23 protein-coding genes are annotated in these 14,636 nt (G+C 36.6%); 1 reads left to right on the top strand and 22 read right to left on the bottom strand.

Going from position 1 to position 14,636, the window contains the following annotated elements; translation table 11 throughout:
* Positions 1 to 135 precede the first annotated feature (135 nt).
* From WDJ61_RS18535 to WDJ61_RS18635, 21 genes are all read right to left on the bottom strand, one after another.
* A complete protein-coding gene (locus WDJ61_RS18535; RefSeq protein WP_338754871.1) occupies positions 136 to 399 on the bottom strand; it encodes a hypothetical protein in 264 nt (87 codons plus the stop codon).
* 424 nt (positions 400 to 823) lie between these two features.
* Positions 824 to 1,798 (bottom strand): hypothetical protein, encoded by a 975-nt coding sequence (locus WDJ61_RS18540; RefSeq protein ID WP_338754872.1) that lies wholly within the window; start codon positions 1,796 to 1,798, stop codon positions 824 to 826.
* A gap of 421 nt (positions 1,799 to 2,219) precedes the next feature.
* The gene (locus WDJ61_RS18545) at positions 2,220 to 2,483 is read right to left on the bottom strand and encodes a group-specific protein (protein ID WP_338754894.1); all 264 of its coding nucleotides are present in this window, start codon (positions 2,481 to 2,483) and stop codon (positions 2,220 to 2,222) included.
* Between the two features lie 10 nt (positions 2,484 to 2,493).
* The gene (locus tag WDJ61_RS18550) at positions 2,494 to 2,652 is read right to left on the bottom strand and encodes a hypothetical protein (protein ID WP_338754873.1); all 159 of its coding nucleotides are present in this window, start codon (positions 2,650 to 2,652) and stop codon (positions 2,494 to 2,496) included.
* A 366-nt stretch (positions 2,653 to 3,018) separates the two neighbouring features.
* Positions 3,019 to 3,294 (bottom strand): hypothetical protein, encoded by a 276-nt coding sequence (locus WDJ61_RS18555; RefSeq protein WP_338754874.1) that lies wholly within the window; start codon positions 3,292 to 3,294, stop codon positions 3,019 to 3,021.
* An 88-nt stretch (positions 3,295 to 3,382) separates the two neighbouring features.
* Complete coding sequence (locus tag WDJ61_RS18560; RefSeq protein ID WP_338754875.1) at positions 3,383 to 3,925, bottom strand: site-specific integrase; 543 nt, start codon at positions 3,923 to 3,925, stop codon at positions 3,383 to 3,385.
* 448 nt (positions 3,926 to 4,373) lie between these two features.
* The gene (locus WDJ61_RS18565; protein WP_338754876.1) at positions 4,374 to 4,679 is read right to left on the bottom strand and encodes a hypothetical protein; all 306 of its coding nucleotides are present in this window, start codon (positions 4,677 to 4,679) and stop codon (positions 4,374 to 4,376) included.
* A 185-nt stretch (positions 4,680 to 4,864) separates the two neighbouring features.
* A complete protein-coding gene (locus WDJ61_RS18570) occupies positions 4,865 to 5,131 on the bottom strand; it encodes a hypothetical protein (RefSeq protein ID WP_338754877.1) in 267 nt (88 codons plus the stop codon).
* A 204-nt stretch (positions 5,132 to 5,335) separates the two neighbouring features.
* Positions 5,336 to 5,611 (bottom strand): hypothetical protein, encoded by a 276-nt coding sequence (locus WDJ61_RS18575; protein ID WP_338754878.1) that lies wholly within the window; start codon positions 5,609 to 5,611, stop codon positions 5,336 to 5,338.
* A gap of 330 nt (positions 5,612 to 5,941) precedes the next feature.
* Positions 5,942 to 6,256: a hypothetical protein gene (locus tag WDJ61_RS18580; protein WP_338754879.1), complete on the bottom strand. Its 315-nt coding sequence runs from the start codon at positions 6,254 to 6,256 to the stop codon at positions 5,942 to 5,944.
* Positions 6,257 to 6,695: 439 nt separating this feature from the next.
* Positions 6,696 to 6,938 carry a hypothetical protein gene (locus WDJ61_RS18585; protein WP_338754880.1) on the bottom strand — a complete coding sequence of 81 codons (243 nt, stop codon included), beginning with the start codon at positions 6,936 to 6,938 and terminating at the stop codon, positions 6,696 to 6,698.
* Positions 6,939 to 6,959: 21 nt separating this feature from the next.
* Positions 6,960 to 7,184 (bottom strand): hypothetical protein, encoded by a 225-nt coding sequence (locus WDJ61_RS18590; protein WP_338754881.1) that lies wholly within the window; start codon positions 7,182 to 7,184, stop codon positions 6,960 to 6,962.
* Complete coding sequence (locus WDJ61_RS18595; protein WP_338754882.1) at positions 7,177 to 7,500, bottom strand: hypothetical protein; 324 nt, start codon at positions 7,498 to 7,500, stop codon at positions 7,177 to 7,179. The genes WDJ61_RS18590 and WDJ61_RS18595 overlap by 8 nt, the downstream gene beginning before the upstream one ends.
* Positions 7,501 to 7,514: 14 nt before the next feature.
* The gene (locus WDJ61_RS18600) at positions 7,515 to 7,796 is read right to left on the bottom strand and encodes a hypothetical protein (RefSeq protein ID WP_338754883.1); all 282 of its coding nucleotides are present in this window, start codon (positions 7,794 to 7,796) and stop codon (positions 7,515 to 7,517) included.
* A 143-nt stretch (positions 7,797 to 7,939) separates the two neighbouring features.
* Positions 7,940 to 8,134, bottom strand: coding sequence for a hypothetical protein (locus WDJ61_RS18605; protein ID WP_338754884.1), 195 nt, complete (start codon positions 8,132 to 8,134; stop codon positions 7,940 to 7,942).
* A 23-nt stretch (positions 8,135 to 8,157) separates the two neighbouring features.
* Positions 8,158 to 9,057, bottom strand: a complete 900-nt coding sequence (locus WDJ61_RS18610; protein WP_338754885.1) for a hypothetical protein — start codon at positions 9,055 to 9,057, stop codon at positions 8,158 to 8,160.
* A 218-nt stretch (positions 9,058 to 9,275) separates the two neighbouring features.
* Positions 9,276 to 10,046 (bottom strand): Rha family transcriptional regulator, encoded by a 771-nt coding sequence (locus tag WDJ61_RS18615; protein WP_338754887.1) that lies wholly within the window; start codon positions 10,044 to 10,046, stop codon positions 9,276 to 9,278.
* Positions 10,039 to 10,173: a hypothetical protein gene (locus WDJ61_RS18620; protein ID WP_338754888.1), complete on the bottom strand. Its 135-nt coding sequence runs from the start codon at positions 10,171 to 10,173 to the stop codon at positions 10,039 to 10,041. Before WDJ61_RS18620 ends, WDJ61_RS18615 begins: the two co-directional genes overlap by 8 nt.
* Before the next feature lie 67 nt (positions 10,174 to 10,240).
* Positions 10,241 to 11,119 (bottom strand): ATP-binding protein, encoded by an 879-nt coding sequence (locus tag WDJ61_RS18625; protein ID WP_338754889.1) that lies wholly within the window; start codon positions 11,117 to 11,119, stop codon positions 10,241 to 10,243.
* Positions 11,120 to 11,183: 64 nt separating this feature from the next.
* Positions 11,184 to 12,038: a replication protein gene (locus WDJ61_RS18630; RefSeq protein ID WP_338754890.1), complete on the bottom strand. Its 855-nt coding sequence runs from the start codon at positions 12,036 to 12,038 to the stop codon at positions 11,184 to 11,186.
* A 15-nt stretch (positions 12,039 to 12,053) separates the two neighbouring features.
* The gene (locus WDJ61_RS18635; RefSeq protein ID WP_338754891.1) at positions 12,054 to 12,257 is read right to left on the bottom strand and encodes a hypothetical protein; all 204 of its coding nucleotides are present in this window, start codon (positions 12,255 to 12,257) and stop codon (positions 12,054 to 12,056) included.
* Positions 12,258 to 12,369: 112 nt separating this feature from the next.
* Between WDJ61_RS18635 and WDJ61_RS18640 the strand changes: the two genes are divergently transcribed.
* Positions 12,370 to 13,224, top strand: coding sequence for a hypothetical protein (locus tag WDJ61_RS18640; protein ID WP_338754892.1), 855 nt, complete (start codon positions 12,370 to 12,372; stop codon positions 13,222 to 13,224).
* On the opposite strand, the gene WDJ61_RS18645 is transcribed toward WDJ61_RS18640, so the two are convergent.
* Positions 13,221 to 14,516 (bottom strand): MmcB family DNA repair protein, encoded by a 1,296-nt coding sequence (locus WDJ61_RS18645; protein ID WP_338754893.1) that lies wholly within the window; start codon positions 14,514 to 14,516, stop codon positions 13,221 to 13,223. The genes WDJ61_RS18640 and WDJ61_RS18645 overlap by 4 nt on opposite strands.
* Positions 14,517 to 14,636 lie beyond the last annotated feature (120 nt).

Consider the following 14,636-nt stretch of genomic DNA (forward strand, 5'->3'; position numbering starts at 1 on the left):
CTTCTCAATTTTCATAACCACATATTATCTTACATGTTATATTTTAGTGTAACTGTAATATATAGTCAATATTTTTTGGTAAAAATTGTTGTTTTGATTTATGATAAAGATACTAGCAATTGAATAACTTACTTTTCAATAGTGGATGTAGTAATTATTGATAGTCTTAATTACATCTTTACGTAGCTTAACTAATTCTTTAGCGCTGTGTTTCGTTTCCTTGAAAATAATTTTTTCATCATTGATAGTAGAAATTTCTGATTCAACTCCTGTGATATTTGGCTCAACTTCAACCTTAGTTGTTGCCTCCACGTTGAAAGAAATTTGGAACGCCAGTAAAAAAGCAAGCAAAAAAACAGGTTTTTTTAAACATTCTCTCCTGATTCTTTCATTTACCATTTAAACCAAATATATCAACTGAATAAAGATAGTTCAATCAAATATTTTGTTAATTTTCTAAAAAAAGAGAGATTTCACAAAATTTTTACAATTGATTTAAAATCTATGATCATGTACCTTATTTTGTATGCTTGTAAAGTTAGCGAAAACGATAATGATAAAAAAACATCCTTTAAAAATTCACCTTACAATGAATTAGCGCCTTCAAACGGAGAAATAGAATTATAGTCCCTCACTGGAACAGATAAACCTAGTTATAAAGAATACTGGTTCTTCAACATATCATTTTGGAAGTGACTATACTTTAGAAAAAGGAGAATGAATCCTGACCCTATAATTTAATAAGAAAAACCGAAATGCAGATTATTTTGGTACATCTTTTTTCAAAACGGTACGACTTTGTTTCAAACCTACATTTTACGCGCTAAGCTAATATTCGATTAAAAAAGAAATATCCAAGCGCTATGTCTGCTTTTCTTAGCGGGTATACACATACTAGAAGGTTACTCTCTTTTATTCTCTTTATTAGTTTTGGGTTATTCGAGAAATGTTTTCTTATATTCTCTACTCGTTTATCTCGATTTCCGAATTTCTTTCCAGCTAAATAGGTTTCGTCCGGCAAAATGAAAAACACTGCGATCGTTGCATTTGGATTACTTTCAGCTAAATTTAAATACCTCAGCACTTTGTATTCCAGCTCATCTAATGATTCTGATCCAGTGTCAAGCTCAATATGAGCAGTCTTCATTAAAATGGTGTTCTCTTCTTTCTTTTCGGCATGCAAAATCCAATCAGCTACAACGCATGGAACATATTCGCCAGTAGGTTTATTATATGGCTGTGTTTTTTTCTCGACTGCTTGAAAACGGCTTAAACCTGGTATTCGACTAGTATTGTTGGTTAATTTTTTGTATGAAACCCACATTTTGTAGGGGCTCTGGCTCGGAATTAACGATTTTATGATATTTGACATATCTCTTTTATAGAACATTTTTATTCTTCTATAAAAATCTATAACAACCTGCTGAGTCGCAAAATAGTGATACAAATTTTCTTTTTCTAAAAACGTATATATCTTTCTTTTATTATAATCGGTCGGTAATCGTTTCGTTTGAATGAGTAGATCCACTCCAGCTGCGCCAACGGAAATGTACTTAAACCGCTCTCCTTCAAAACCGTCTACGAAGTTTTTTGCGCGCACAATCTTAAATTCTTCTAATTTCCGAATCCGATTTTTGAATGCATATTCTGTAATATCGTAGTCTAAAACGTAATAACAAAATTCATAATACTGAGTTAAAGTAAGTGCTCTTTGATTTTCTAAAAATGAAAGTGCCTCCACTTCTAGCTGTTTCAATTCCAACCGTTTTCTCCCTTTTTTAATTACTGCTTTTTCCATATTCAATCATCCTCTCCTCGAAAAAATTGTTCATAAATTCAATACTGAAATTTCTATTTATAATCGGCTGTCTTTTTAGTTCATTACTGACAGCAGCAGAGAGAAAGTAATCAACTTTATGAGAATAATGAACTTTACAGTTAACAAAACCTCATTACTCAGCAAGCCAGAAAAGTTCATTACAACGAAACTTTCACTTGCTGAATAGACGAAAAAACGACCTTCAGTAAAGAAGATCGTTTCGAATTTTGCTATTGTTTTTTTCATTCTCACATACTTTCTACGATCACTCTCAGAGAAAGTATGTGAGCGAATCGAATATTTTCGAAGAGGTTTTTTTGAAAAAATGTATATTTTTTTGTTAAACAGCTTAAGTCTCACTTACACTTCATTCATCATATCGCGCATTTCAGCTATAAAACTAGTAATGTGTGGACTGTTCATGTAGCCATGTCAGAAGAAACTCTTCTGTTTGACGCGCTGGGAACAGCCACTTTCGACCAACTCTAAATTTTTGAAAACGTGGATCAAAGAAGAAGTGTTCTTTGATGAAAGGCTCGCTCATGCAAGTTTGTCTACGCAGCTCTTTCATGTCCCAAAAGACTGTCCTGTTTTCGATTTCATCAAGGCGCTTTTTCATTTCTTCTTTGAATTGATGTTCGATTTCGTGTTTATCAATTTGCATGTTTAACACGTTAGATCACCGCCTTTTCTTGCTTTAGGAGAAGTTCAGCGATTTTTCCGAAGTTTGTATAAGATAATTCAGCTTTCAATCGTCCGTTTCTCTCTTCTTCGTTTGTTGGTTCGGCTGAACAACCGGCATAAACCTTTAATAATTTTTCTTTTTGTAACATCATTGCTCCCCCTTTGCCGCTGTAAGATGAATATTGTTTTTCGTACCTAATTGTTCGGCTTTCATCTGCTATCTTCCTCCCTTTTTTACTCTTTTGCCACCTAATCTCCTAGATATTTCGCTTCCAGCCGATGACTCACACAAATGTTCATCGAAACGTTCATACAAAAGTTCACTAACCTTTCTACTGACTATCTGTACCCGCCTGGCCAATCTTTTCTCCATTTAAAAAATTTGATAATGTCGGTATCTACAGTTTTTCGTATGTTCCATTATTTTGATAATCTCTATAAGCACTCAACACCACTAACCAGAAAGAAATACCTTTTCTTTTTGTTTTTTTGCTTTTCTATGTATCTAAACAACATCATTTATGAAGCAACAGTTCCATTAACGCTCTCTCTAACTCATCTGCAATCATGTTTAATTCCATCTTGATCTGCTCGTTCTGCTCCACCGGAATATGTATCGCACGATCTTTGTCAATTGTTAGGCTGAAGGATTCATCGTCATGAATCAGCCTAGCTAGTGACCTTAATCCATCTGCTTTATACGTTCCGTAAACAGCAAAGCCAGCCATCCCTCGCATGATAAAACGTTCACCATCGAAAAAACCGTCAATAATTTTCAACTCATCTATCATTTGTCGCTGCTCCTTTTTTAGAAGGCAATATGCTCCAAATTTATTATATGGCGTAACGTGTTCAAAATTTTAGAAGCGTGGTCATCTCTTACAAATAAAAGTCCTCTAATGATTTATCGATCTCATCCTGTGTAATTCCGATATATCGCTTTGTGACGCTTGGCGCGGAATGATTAAAGATTTCTTGAAGCATGGCCACATCCTTAGTGCGCTTGTAATAGTGATAACCAAACGTTTTTCTTAATGTGTGTGTGCCGATCTCTGTTAACCCCACTTTTTCCGCTGCTCGATTTAATATTTTATAAGCCTGTACACGCTGTATGGGCTTTTTCGTGCGTTGGCTAGGAAATAGATAGTCTTCATCGTGCATATTAGCCGTATATTCGTCTATTTCCTTCCGCAAAGTTGAATTAATGACAAATCGCTTATGTTTATCCGTCTTCTTTTCTTTGATCGTGATATGAGTTTTATTCCTCACGTCTTTTACCTGGAGCGGCAATAGATCACTAATTCGTAAACCTGTGTTGATGCCCATGACGAATAAAAAGTAATCCCTGTAACTATCGTGTTTTAAAACTAGCTTCACTTCTTCGATCTTTTCCTTTGATCTGATCGGCTGAACCTCATTCATCTTCAACCCCTCCTTATACAATATGTTTCTTTTTTTGATAACTACATCATACAATATGTTTCCTTATTAAACAAGGGAAACCATAAAAAAGGCGGAAAATGGCTTGATATCAAGGTTTGCAGCTGTTTTTCATTAGGAAACAAAAGATACATTGTGTTTCTTCTTTTTATTATTTTTCTCTTTTTATTAGGCTTGAAGTAAATTTAAATTTCATTCTCCAACTTTGGCGAGCCACCTTACATGAATGAGTGTGTCGCTAGCACAAAAATGTTAGGTAGTATTACCGGTATTAATACTTGTACGATCCATACAGTCCTTCATATGTAACGTTACAAGCGAAACAGTAAGCGGCCATTAGATGAAGCTATTATTTTAGCGGCTGTTTCACTACTTTGCTTGTAACGTTACAGTTTGTTTTGGACATAGAAAAAGCACCCCGGAGGATGCCCTAATAGTTTGAATTAACAATCCAGTTATCTTCTGGATACTCGTGAGATTCATTATAAAAACAAGTGATTTGTTTTATAGCTCCATCAATGGCCTCTCCTTTAGTATCAAAGATATTTCTTGAAGAAATGTATGGACTTGCTTGTTCAGGACCTTGATAAAAGTGACTAGTGCTATGAGAATAAAACCCAGTAGAATCCCTCTTAATTTTAACTTTGATAGTTTGTTCCCCGACAGTCATTTCATATTCGGCAACAATTTCACATAATGTTGAAACTTTTGGGTTGTTAGCTAAAAAATCTTTCAAGATTAACACCTCCATTCATCGGTATACTTCGACAAAGGGAGATATTATCCTTCAAATAGGTGAGGTAATTGTCAGTACAATTGGTTCTGGCGAAAAAACGCCACCGCAAGGATGGCATAAATAGTTATCATTAAAAAGAAAAAATACCTTATTCTCTGTAAATGCGTCTGTCCACGCTTTATATTTTACCAACCATCCATAATTTCTTTCATGACTTCCAGGCTCTGCTCATAGAACCAATACCGCTTTCCTTTTTCTTTACGACGCTCCAGCAACCTCATCCGCGGATCATGTAGAAACTCTCTTTCTAAGAAGCTTTTACTCATACACATTCGCTTTGACATTTCGTCAATATCCCACATAATCAAAAATTGCTGGAATTCTGTGTCCAGCTTTTCATTGAGGTGTTTTCTGACCTCTCTATGATTAATATTAATCTCTTCAGGTTTCAATGCCTTTAACTTCCTCCCACTTTTTTAAATGATTATGGAATTTGATCTTTCTTGAACCTATTGATCAATTAAATCTCTTTCTATTTTCTTATGACTAGGTAAATCGCCCACCCATCTTCAGACAGTATCAGCTGATTACATAAAGAGTCCCGGACCGGATAGAAACTGTTTCGGCTGCTCCAATTCACTTTCCCTTACATTTCCCTATACCCCACGCGTGTTTTTTTCAATCCATTTGAATAACAAGTGAGTAGAAATCTTAACACCAAATTTGCGATTGACGGGAAAGTCTGGACGACGCATAAGCTCTGCCATTGTTGTAGCACTACAGCGTAATACTTTCATTGCCTCGGTTCTCGTGAGAACTGGAGGAAGTTCATTTAATGAACTGATTCTTTCAACGAGCATTTCAGTTGCTCGATCAGCAATCTTAGCTGCGACTTGATCGATGAATTTCTCATCGTATTGAATTGTGAACATTAGACCACCTTCTTTCGGATAAATTCCCAAGTATATATAGACCTCATTTATCTATGCAGTATAAGCAGGTTATTCATTCATTAAACAAGCATACAGACCGTTTTAGGCTGTATGGTGCCAATGGTAGTCGCTTTCCTTGTACCCATTATGAATCCACCCTCTACCTGGGCTATCATCCTAAGTGACAGCTTTGTTTTTTCTATTTTGCTTTTTTACTCGTCCACATTGTAGATGAAACAAAAAAAGAACAGACGCTTTGCTGCTCTTTAATTTTGCATAAGGTGTGTCACAGTCATTATTATCTTATTTGATTGAGCGGAACTTTTATAATTAAATCACTTTTTCCGGATGCAATTTAAACCCTCTTGAGAGCAAATCTTCAACAATGTTCATCCGAATGGCAAACCCCTGCTTTTCGTTATCACTCACCACATAGTAAGCGTCAGGGTTTATCCTAACCGCCCCCGCTCCGCTTTGGAAAATAAATAGCCAGCCGTCATCTTGTACTTTCATAATTGTAATGGTCTCATAGAATCCGTGCTTCACAGCGTTCTTATTCCCCCATTTTGGATTGCAATTTCCGCGGTTCCCGACAGCTGCTTTATTGCCTGGTAGAAAACGGCCGGTCTTTGGATCCCTCTCCATTCCATCATGCTCCTTCACCGTGTTCGTTTCGGGAAAAATGTTAGCCTTTCTTAACTCTGCCAATCTCTTCTGAATACGAACTTCAGCGAACAATCTTGGCCCGTATTATGTTAGGTTCAAACCTTGCAACCGTGCTTCGAAAGAGGTTGCAACTATCGTAAAAAGGTTGCATCCTTTTATTGAGGTCCTTTCATTAAACGTTCCAAATAAAAAGAGCGCTCTAATAGTAACGTTACCATTCAAAAAGAACGCTTATACCAAAATAAAAAGCAAGCATTTGCAACAGTTTGTAGCGTTTAAAAACTTAGGTTTTCTCATACTCTGTAGCATTACAAAACGTCTCTTTTTAAGGCAGCCGAAAAAGCCGAAAACTCTTTTTATGGACTATGTTTATTCCATAATTCTTTTTTAGGGCGTTAGAAATGTGAGAGTTGTAGCATCAATTTCTGTTCATCGCTTCCTCATACAAAACCTGTAAGTGTTCCTCAAAACTCATGCCATGCTCTTTCTCTATCCACACTCTATAGCGTTTGCTATGCCACTTATGAGCGGCTGCATATCTCCTGACTGTTTGATAAGGGATATTGAACCGCTCACTCACATCTTTTAAAGAAACTCTGCTCTCGTATCCAGAATCGATAAAGAATTGCTCTACTGCATTCCAGTCGTATTTTCTATTCATTGAGTACTCACCATCTGAAGACTATTTTAATTTACTCGTATCAATCGCTTGCTGTACTGTATTAATAATCCGCTGTAGTTGCTCAGTTTTTCCTTTTTCAATAAAATGACTTGAGATACGGAGAAGAATCCTCTCAAGAGCTTCAAATTTTGAATATTTCTTTCTGCTCTCTACATAAATCTCGCATTCCCTAAGTATCTCAATACATCCGTTATCTTTAATGTGATAAACCTCAACCTTAGGCATCGGGTACCTCCTTTAAATAGCCGAATGTTAAGCAGGTGTTTTTATCTTCTGTATAAACCTTACAGCGCAATTTTTTATCATCGTCTTCCATTTCATAAGTGAAGGAACCTCTTAAATATAAGCGCTGCTTCCCTGGTCCTTTGAATTTAATTTCTAAGCAATCTTCGCTATAAAAAGACTCTTCTCCAACACTTTTAATTTCACCATCAAAATAAAAAGAAGACTGATTTTGTGTAAGCCTCCACTGGCATTTCTGCTTTTTCAGACTTTCTAGAATTGCTATGATTTCAGCGGTACAGTTGCTTACTAATTTCATTCAATCCGCTCCTTTTAGGACTGCCGGAAATTCCTCATCAATTCAACTAACTTCTGAAGTTGATTTTTTAGCTCTATTAGCTGCTGATGAGCTCTTTTGAACTTTCGTCGATCGGAACGGCTGGCCTTTTCATCTGGAATCGCGACAGGCATTAATTTGTCTATTTTGCTTTCCAGTCGGATCCGTTGCTTCTCCAGTTGGCTAAAATTCCGCTGCAGTTCTCTAAAAACAGCCTGTCCTCGAGAAGTAAGCACTCTATCTCCATGCATTTCTCTGAGTTTTTCATCAATGGTCATTTTCATCACCTCCCTTCAGCAATAAAAAAGGGATACCAGAATCAGCACAGTACCAGCTGCGCTAAAAATGGTATCCCCGGTTTTTCCGGTAGATCTATGTAGTTGTGTTCCATACTCACTCTTCAAATTTGAGGAGTGAGCGGCTACATCTTCCCTTTTTCAGTGTTCTCCCAAGAAGTGATTTTTCCATCGTGAGTCTTGGCAATAAAATGGCCATGATCAAACATTTCAATGCATCGTACTTTTCCTTCGCTAATAATTAATATAGTTGGTTCGGGGTCCATCAAATTTGCTGTTACTTGCATTCTCTGATAATCTATTTTAAATTTCCCGCTCATAAATGCCTCCTGATCCTGATTTCTCATTTTGCTCCCTCTATCACCTGCAAATTGGGCTTATTATATTCAAGGCTTATGACTTCACCAAATTCATCGACAGCTGCTGTATACGTAGGGATGGGGCCGAATGTCTCCTGAAACTTCTCGAACATTTTACCGCTCAATTCTTTGTTTTGATCGAGAGCCTTTCGCATGTCATCCATGTAAATATTAAATAAATAACAGTCCTGGTCATGCTCTATCCTTTGAATAAAAATCGCATCCTGAAAGGTTTTGTAATCAATTGCTTCTGGAAGAGCGGCTATATAATCCATAGTCTCATTTTTAGGTCCATCCCAATAATGAAGATCTCTGTTTAAAGATAATAACGACAAAAAGTTTGTTTTATCCATCTTCCACCCTTCAAAGAAAATGCCTGGTAACACATCTAGAAATCCCGATGTATCCGCAAAATCTAAGTTCAGCTTTAATAAGTTTTGAATTTTATGTTTGAGCCCTATCAATCGTTCTAATTGTTGTTTCCCTCTCTTACGAAGCTTTATTGAGATTAGTCCTCTTTCTAGCCGATCGAGATCTTTTAATAACTCTTTAAATCGAGCCTTTTTACGTCTATCTTCATTCCGGAAATAAACTAAATGCTTGCTGTATCTCTTCATCCAGACGATTGGATTATAGCGGCTGTAAGAAGTGAACTTCTGTATTACATCTACATCGAAGACTTCACGTAAATCCTTCTCAATAGCCTCATAGCTCTCATCACCATTTTTAATTGATACGCTAACTACCGAACTATACACTTTCATTTTCAATTCACTAAGTTGATCAACCGCTTTACGATGAAATTCAAAGTATTCATCTGCATGTTTATTAAATACTCTTTCGATTTCTGAACATCTGTTAAAATATTCTAGATTTATAGCCATAATTATCACACTCCACCTCTCAGAATCGTTTGTATTGCATTTTATTTGAACCTCTAGTGTTATTTATCTCAAAGAAGTTAATGGCCGCCATACTCAAAATTATGAAGAATAACGGCTATATAAAAATTCTCATGACGTTTTTTTGGTGATCTGCTATACTGACTGAAGAAAATATGTTTAATATTTCGTGAAAATCCATTGTTGCGAGCAATGGGTTTTTATTTTGCTTTCAATACGCCGATCGATAACTCTTTAACGATTGTGGTATAGATCTCTTTTAAACGGACATCAGACTCTATCACATCCATTTTGGTAGTGCTGTTAATTTTCGTTTGAGTAGTTCCAGCTGTTATTAAACGAGCTTTTAAGTTATTTAAGCGGATATTTAAATTACAATGGGCCCGCTCTTCTAAGATGGCATAACTTCTGTTTCTTAAATCTCTGTAATTTCCTCCAGAATGATATCCTGCTTTTTGCATCATTCGATTTATGGATTCTCTCCAACCTTCATCACGCTTCAGGAACGTTTCTTTTATCGTTGTAACATTATCTGTAAGCGACTTAATTTCTTCATCCCTTCTAGCATCCTCTAATTGCTTTTGGGCCATCGAATCAAACAAATGCTTAAACATTTGCAACTCCGGACTTAAATTCTGGATATCAGGTTGGATCAACTCTTTTTCCATCTCTTCAAACCTACTAACATATGCTGCTGTAAAGAGGATTCCTTTTTCTCCTGTTAACTTGTTGGCAACCATATCGCAGCCTTTTTTCGTTAAAAAGAAATGCGGCCTAGGTTTACCTTGCGAATCTGTATAAAAGCTTTCAAAGAAAAAATCAGCGAAAGCAAAATTGCTTTTACCTAAAATCCCCACATATTTTCTAATATCTCTAAGTAAATCTGCGTGATTCTTATCAACCATCTCAGCTACCTGACGACTATCTACTAGCAACTGGCCATTTCGATTAATGATCTCTAAACTATTCATGAGCACCCTCTGCTTCCGCTGCTTTCTTGGCCCAATAGCGTTCTTGAGCAGCTTTGGCTTTCTCCGGATGTTCTTCGTGGTACTTTTTTCGATAGTTTTTTAAGTGTTCTTTGTTTTTTCTCTCCACTTTTTCATGTACTCATTTCGCGCTTTTTTCGCCGCTTCACTTATAGCCATAGCAACCAGTCTCCCTTTCATTGAATTCTCAAGGTTTTTCTATAATCGTCCGTGAAAACATCAATGAATTTTGTTTTGTTGAACATTCGACTAAAGGTACGTTCTCCAATTGCTTGCGGAAGTTCTATCTCATTGAAATTGGATGTATAAATAGTCGGTTTTCCAATTCTGTTATTGACCACTTCGAATAATTTCGTCTTGCTCCAAGCGAACTCGTCCTTGCTACCGGTCTCACTTCCGACGTCATCCAAGATCAACAAAGAAAAGCGCTTAAGATCTTTAAAAATGTCTTCTTCTGATTTGCTAGCACCTTTGTTATAGGTTGCTTTGATCTTTGCCAATAAGGCTCCAGTTGTTAAAAATCCGACTGCAAAACCTTTCTCTTTCAACGTGCGAGCAATTGCTACGCATAGATGTGATTTCCCCGTACCGCAACTTCCCATCAAAATCAGGCTATAGCGGTCCTCTTCTTGATTTGCTAAGAAGTGCTTGGTATATTCAACAGCCTCTTTTAACGCCCTGGCTGTTACGTGATTCGTTTCTTTGTAATTTTTAAAACCAGCGTCTACTAAATCACTGGGGATCATTAAATAGTCCTTCATCAACTGCTCTCGACGATCTGAACTAGCCTGAAATTCTTGTTTTTTCATGAACTCTTGTAATTCTTTGGCTTTATTGCAATTTAAACATTCATCTGAAACTGATACTTCTATCCACTCTGTACTCTCCTGAAATTTATAAAGAAAAGTTGAATCAGATTCGCTTCCGCATTTGTCACAAACCCTACGCTGAGTTTTAACAGTAAAATCATCCCGATCTTGTAACTCCGGTACATAACGCTTAACCATCTTTTTATACAACCGTTGCATATCAAAGGCTTGATCCGCTTTTATCAAAAGTAGTTACCTCCTTGAAAAGTAGTTTTATAGAGCTGAAGACATTCCCTTGGTCAGCGAAGAATTAAAAAGGGAAATCCTCTTTCAGTGCTTCTAGCTCCTGCCGCTCCTGTTCTGTTAAAGGGGCCGGCTCTTGCACGCCGCTTGGTCGGCTAGACATTTCTTTAAATGACTTGCTATGGCTGCTGCTGAATTGCTTTTTGATCTTCCGCTCGTAATTTTCGTTATATTCCTTTACAGCGGCTAATGTATAAAGCTCTAAGTTGTGGAGATTAGAAAGAGTCTGATCGATGTATCGCGGCGGATTCTTTGGATGCTGTAGCTTAACCCTACGGATCGTTTCACAAATAATTTCTTCTGGTTCTTGAAATTGGCTCTTATCGATCCAATCATTAATCGTTTGTATGAACATGGCTCCTGGGAACGAACCAAAATGTTTTTCATATTCTTGAATTGGATTTGGCTTGTCCAATAGATCATCATCCTTTTCTTTAGATATTTCTTTAATCTTTCTTTCTTGGGTGCAGGATTCATCACCTGTTGAAGTAACCTTTTCTTCATCAGGTGCAGAATCGTTCACCTGTTTACTTTTTGTTCTACTCTGTATAAGCCAATCATCATAATTCTTGTTAAAAGTAATTCTTCTAGTTTGATTAAATGAAGCTGGTTGAGTTTCAATCAAAATTTGAGCTTTAACTAAAACGTTAATCGCTTCTTGGATATTTCTTTTAGAAAACCCAGTAGCTTTTATAAAAAAACTAAGAGCAATATCATGATCTTTCCTGTTAAACCCATAAGTCATTCGCCATACAATCATTAGCACAGAGAGTTGTGTCGCATTAAACTTTCTGCTAGACACTTCTTCTAAAATCTCATTCGCGACTCTGGTATAACCTCTCTCCAATTGAACATCTGCCATATCACCTCACCTACTTCATTTTTCCTCTGAAGTCTTTTGTTGCTTCACTTTATCGATAGCCGATAAGACTAACTGCTTTCTCTCATGACTCATTTCAGTTCTCATCCAATTACGAATTGTGTTTTCGTGTACATTCACAACTTTGGCGATAATCCAAAAAGGAATAGAGCCTTTTGCTTCTAGAACTTCATTATTCTCTCTAAAAACACTTGTTCTCATTTGTGAATACCCCTATTTCTTTATTTATTATTGTTGTTATTCAATTATAAAACCTTTATTATAAGTATATAAGGGATTAAAAAAGGGATTAAAAAAGGGGTGCCAAAAGGGTATGCATGAATTGTTTTCATTCCCAATAAGATGTGAGCGCAAAAACTACGTATTAAAAGATGTTTTCTATGAAGGGCGATATTTAATTAATAAAAATCATAAAGATACAAAAATCGAGATTTACGATGTTTTCGATAAACCTGATTTCATCCCATCGATAGTTGAATTGGTAAAAAGATATCGAGCCGGAGAAAATCCTTTCAAATTAGTTGAAAAATGGGTTACTGAGTGGGGATTTTGGAAATCTTGGGGGAATTTCGAAACGGAAACAAAAGGAGATTATATATATTCTAAGTTAGATATCTTTGATCTTCTGATAACATGTGAATCCTTTTGTCGGGATTGGGAACTCTGTAAAGCGATTATTAATCAGGATTTAGATCAATTGCAAAGGTTTATTAGAATAGAAGAAGCCGAGGTAAATGATGAGAATAAGTGTAAATCAAGTCATAAAATTTCCGTTTTTCAAGACGAGGTAAATCAAGAAATAACTTACGACATTCTACATTTTCCAGACGATATATTAAAAGAATACTCAATTATAGGTTCTCGCTATCTGGCGGATCGAATCGATATGTTTTTAGACAAGGTTAACTTTGCTTTAGATAAGGGGGTTATAACTTGGGGGAAAGAAACTAACAAAATACAACTTTCGCCGGTATTAAGGACAGAAGGTTTGTTTGAGACATTGTATCTTCAATTGTTTATGATTTTTAGTGAAAACGAAAAGAAAATATGTCCTGTATGTAATGACATATTTTCACCAACTAGGAGAGATAAAATTTATTGTTCTTCATCATGTAAATTGACAGCCAAAAGCCAAAGATACAGAGCAAGAAAAGCAAACCTTATCTAATTCCTAACTATATTTCTTTTTGACAATTCACGAGCGGCAGCAAAACGCAGCATGTCCTCTTCTTGTACGTTAATACTCAGCCGCTCATCATGCCTACGAATATAAATCTCACCGGCTGTTTCAACCATAATGCCCACTTTGTCATTAACCAGCCGATCCACTGCCAATTCTTCTAATTCATCCGGCACCAAAAAGTAAAAATCATGGCAAAAAGAAAGCTGCTCCTTCCACTTTTGATCGTTCATAAAATCATTTCGAGAAGCCTTAACACTTACAATCATTATCTGAGATGCGTCAAATGCTATCATATCGGCTTTAATTCCATTCATAAGGGTAAAACCTTCAACCACCACATAACCACGCTCAAACAGCCAGATAAGCGCCTTATTTTTTAAATACTTATATTTCTTTAGCTCCTCCACTGAAAAAATATTCGTAGCATCTGCCATTTTGCCATAGGATGAGGTCTGAGAACGCTTCAAACTCTCTATTTGAGCTTGCAAATCCCGTTGCTCTTTCTTAATCCGCTGCATTGCCTTTTGAGAATCCTGAAGTACTTCTGACAAGCTCAAAGCACGATCAATCCGCTCATCCTCGTTCACTGAACCCCCACTTCTCCTTAAATTAGTAATCATGGCCACCAAAGTTTCCAAGTCTTTAACTAAGTAAACAGAAAAAGCTTCATCGTACTCTAAAGCACCATTCTCAAGAAGATCCTTAATCAAATCTGTACTCAACTCTTTAACCAACACTAAATAACCATCTTTTAAGCCTAAAAGAGAGCTCAAGACCCGTCTAATACCCGCTGGATACCCTTCTAACATAGTTACTTGCTTTTTAGCCTCGTCCTGGAGGATCTGCATAAGCTTCTTCTCTTGCTGCAACTCTTTCTCTTTTTTCTCCAAAGCCAATATCTCTTCAGAAGAAGCTTCCTTAAACCCATAGATCCGCTCTCGCTTCTCCTTCAAATCTTGAATCAATAGCTCCAGTTCTTTTCGCTGCATATCTTCAGTAACAAATGCTAGTACCTCAGAAATCCCCTCCCAATCCTTTTTTCGAAACAATGGACCAAGAGAAAGAGCTTTTATACCAAGTAGATCTATACGCTGCACTAGCTCTGTTTTTAACTGCGAACGTGCCTCTTCTAACATATTTCTGTAACGTGAAAGCTTCTTAACCTGATCCAAAGACACTGGATAATTCCCTGGAACATCAGACACCTTCATTCCCAAATCCAAATCCCTCATAATTCGAAGGCTCAATGGATCTCTCCCTGTAATAGTTGCTTTCATATTTCTAACCTCCCTAAACAAGTGCACCGGGCACCTATTAAAGAGAGTATAAAAATATAAAGTGAATAAAGCAATAAAAACAAGAGTCCAACACCCCTACCCTCTTCTGGGCTACATCTA

Source organism: Bacillus sp. FJAT-52991 (assembly GCF_037201805.1).
Lineage (GTDB): Bacteria > Bacillota > Bacilli > Bacillales > Domibacillaceae > Bacillus_CE > Bacillus_CE kandeliae.

Excerpts from the sequence above, each read along its gene's own strand:
- WDJ61_RS18535 (WP_338754871.1), bottom strand. The coding sequence starts at position 399 with ATGGTAAATGAAAGAATCAGGAGAGAATGTTTAAAAAAACCTGTTTTT.
- WDJ61_RS18540 (WP_338754872.1), bottom strand. The coding sequence starts at position 1,798 with ATGGAAAAAGCAGTAATTAAAAAAGGGAGAAAACGGTTGGAATTGAAA.
- WDJ61_RS18545 (WP_338754894.1), bottom strand. The coding sequence starts at position 2,483 with ATGCAAATTGATAAACACGAAATCGAACATCAATTCAAAGAAGAAATG.
- WDJ61_RS18550 (WP_338754873.1), bottom strand. The coding sequence starts at position 2,652 with ATGTTACAAAAAGAAAAATTATTAAAGGTTTATGCCGGTTGTTCAGCC.
- WDJ61_RS18555 (WP_338754874.1), bottom strand. The coding sequence starts at position 3,294 with ATGATAGATGAGTTGAAAATTATTGACGGTTTTTTCGATGGTGAACGT.
- WDJ61_RS18560 (WP_338754875.1), bottom strand. The coding sequence starts at position 3,925 with ATGAATGAGGTTCAGCCGATCAGATCAAAGGAAAAGATCGAAGAAGTG.
- WDJ61_RS18575 (WP_338754878.1), bottom strand. The coding sequence starts at position 5,611 with ATGTTCACAATTCAATACGATGAGAAATTCATCGATCAAGTCGCAGCT.
- WDJ61_RS18580 (WP_338754879.1), bottom strand. The coding sequence starts at position 6,256 with ATGGAGAGGGATCCAAAGACCGGCCGTTTTCTACCAGGCAATAAAGCA.
- WDJ61_RS18585 (WP_338754880.1), bottom strand. The coding sequence starts at position 6,938 with ATGAATAGAAAATACGACTGGAATGCAGTAGAGCAATTCTTTATCGAT.
- WDJ61_RS18590 (WP_338754881.1), bottom strand. The coding sequence starts at position 7,184 with ATGCCTAAGGTTGAGGTTTATCACATTAAAGATAACGGATGTATTGAG.
- WDJ61_RS18595 (WP_338754882.1), bottom strand. The coding sequence starts at position 7,500 with ATGAAATTAGTAAGCAACTGTACCGCTGAAATCATAGCAATTCTAGAA.
- WDJ61_RS18600 (WP_338754883.1), bottom strand. The coding sequence starts at position 7,796 with ATGACCATTGATGAAAAACTCAGAGAAATGCATGGAGATAGAGTGCTT.
- WDJ61_RS18605 (WP_338754884.1), bottom strand. The coding sequence starts at position 8,134 with ATGAGCGGGAAATTTAAAATAGATTATCAGAGAATGCAAGTAACAGCA.
- WDJ61_RS18610 (WP_338754885.1), bottom strand. The coding sequence starts at position 9,057 with ATGGCTATAAATCTAGAATATTTTAACAGATGTTCAGAAATCGAAAGA.
- WDJ61_RS18615 (WP_338754887.1), bottom strand. The coding sequence starts at position 10,046 with ATGAATAGTTTAGAGATCATTAATCGAAATGGCCAGTTGCTAGTAGAT.
- WDJ61_RS18630 (WP_338754890.1), bottom strand. The coding sequence starts at position 12,038 with ATGGCAGATGTTCAATTGGAGAGAGGTTATACCAGAGTCGCGAATGAG.
- WDJ61_RS18635 (WP_338754891.1), bottom strand. The coding sequence starts at position 12,257 with ATGAGAACAAGTGTTTTTAGAGAGAATAATGAAGTTCTAGAAGCAAAA.
- WDJ61_RS18640 (WP_338754892.1), top strand. The coding sequence starts at position 12,370 with ATGCATGAATTGTTTTCATTCCCAATAAGATGTGAGCGCAAAAACTAC.
- WDJ61_RS18645 (WP_338754893.1), bottom strand. The coding sequence starts at position 14,516 with ATGAAAGCAACTATTACAGGGAGAGATCCATTGAGCCTTCGAATTATG.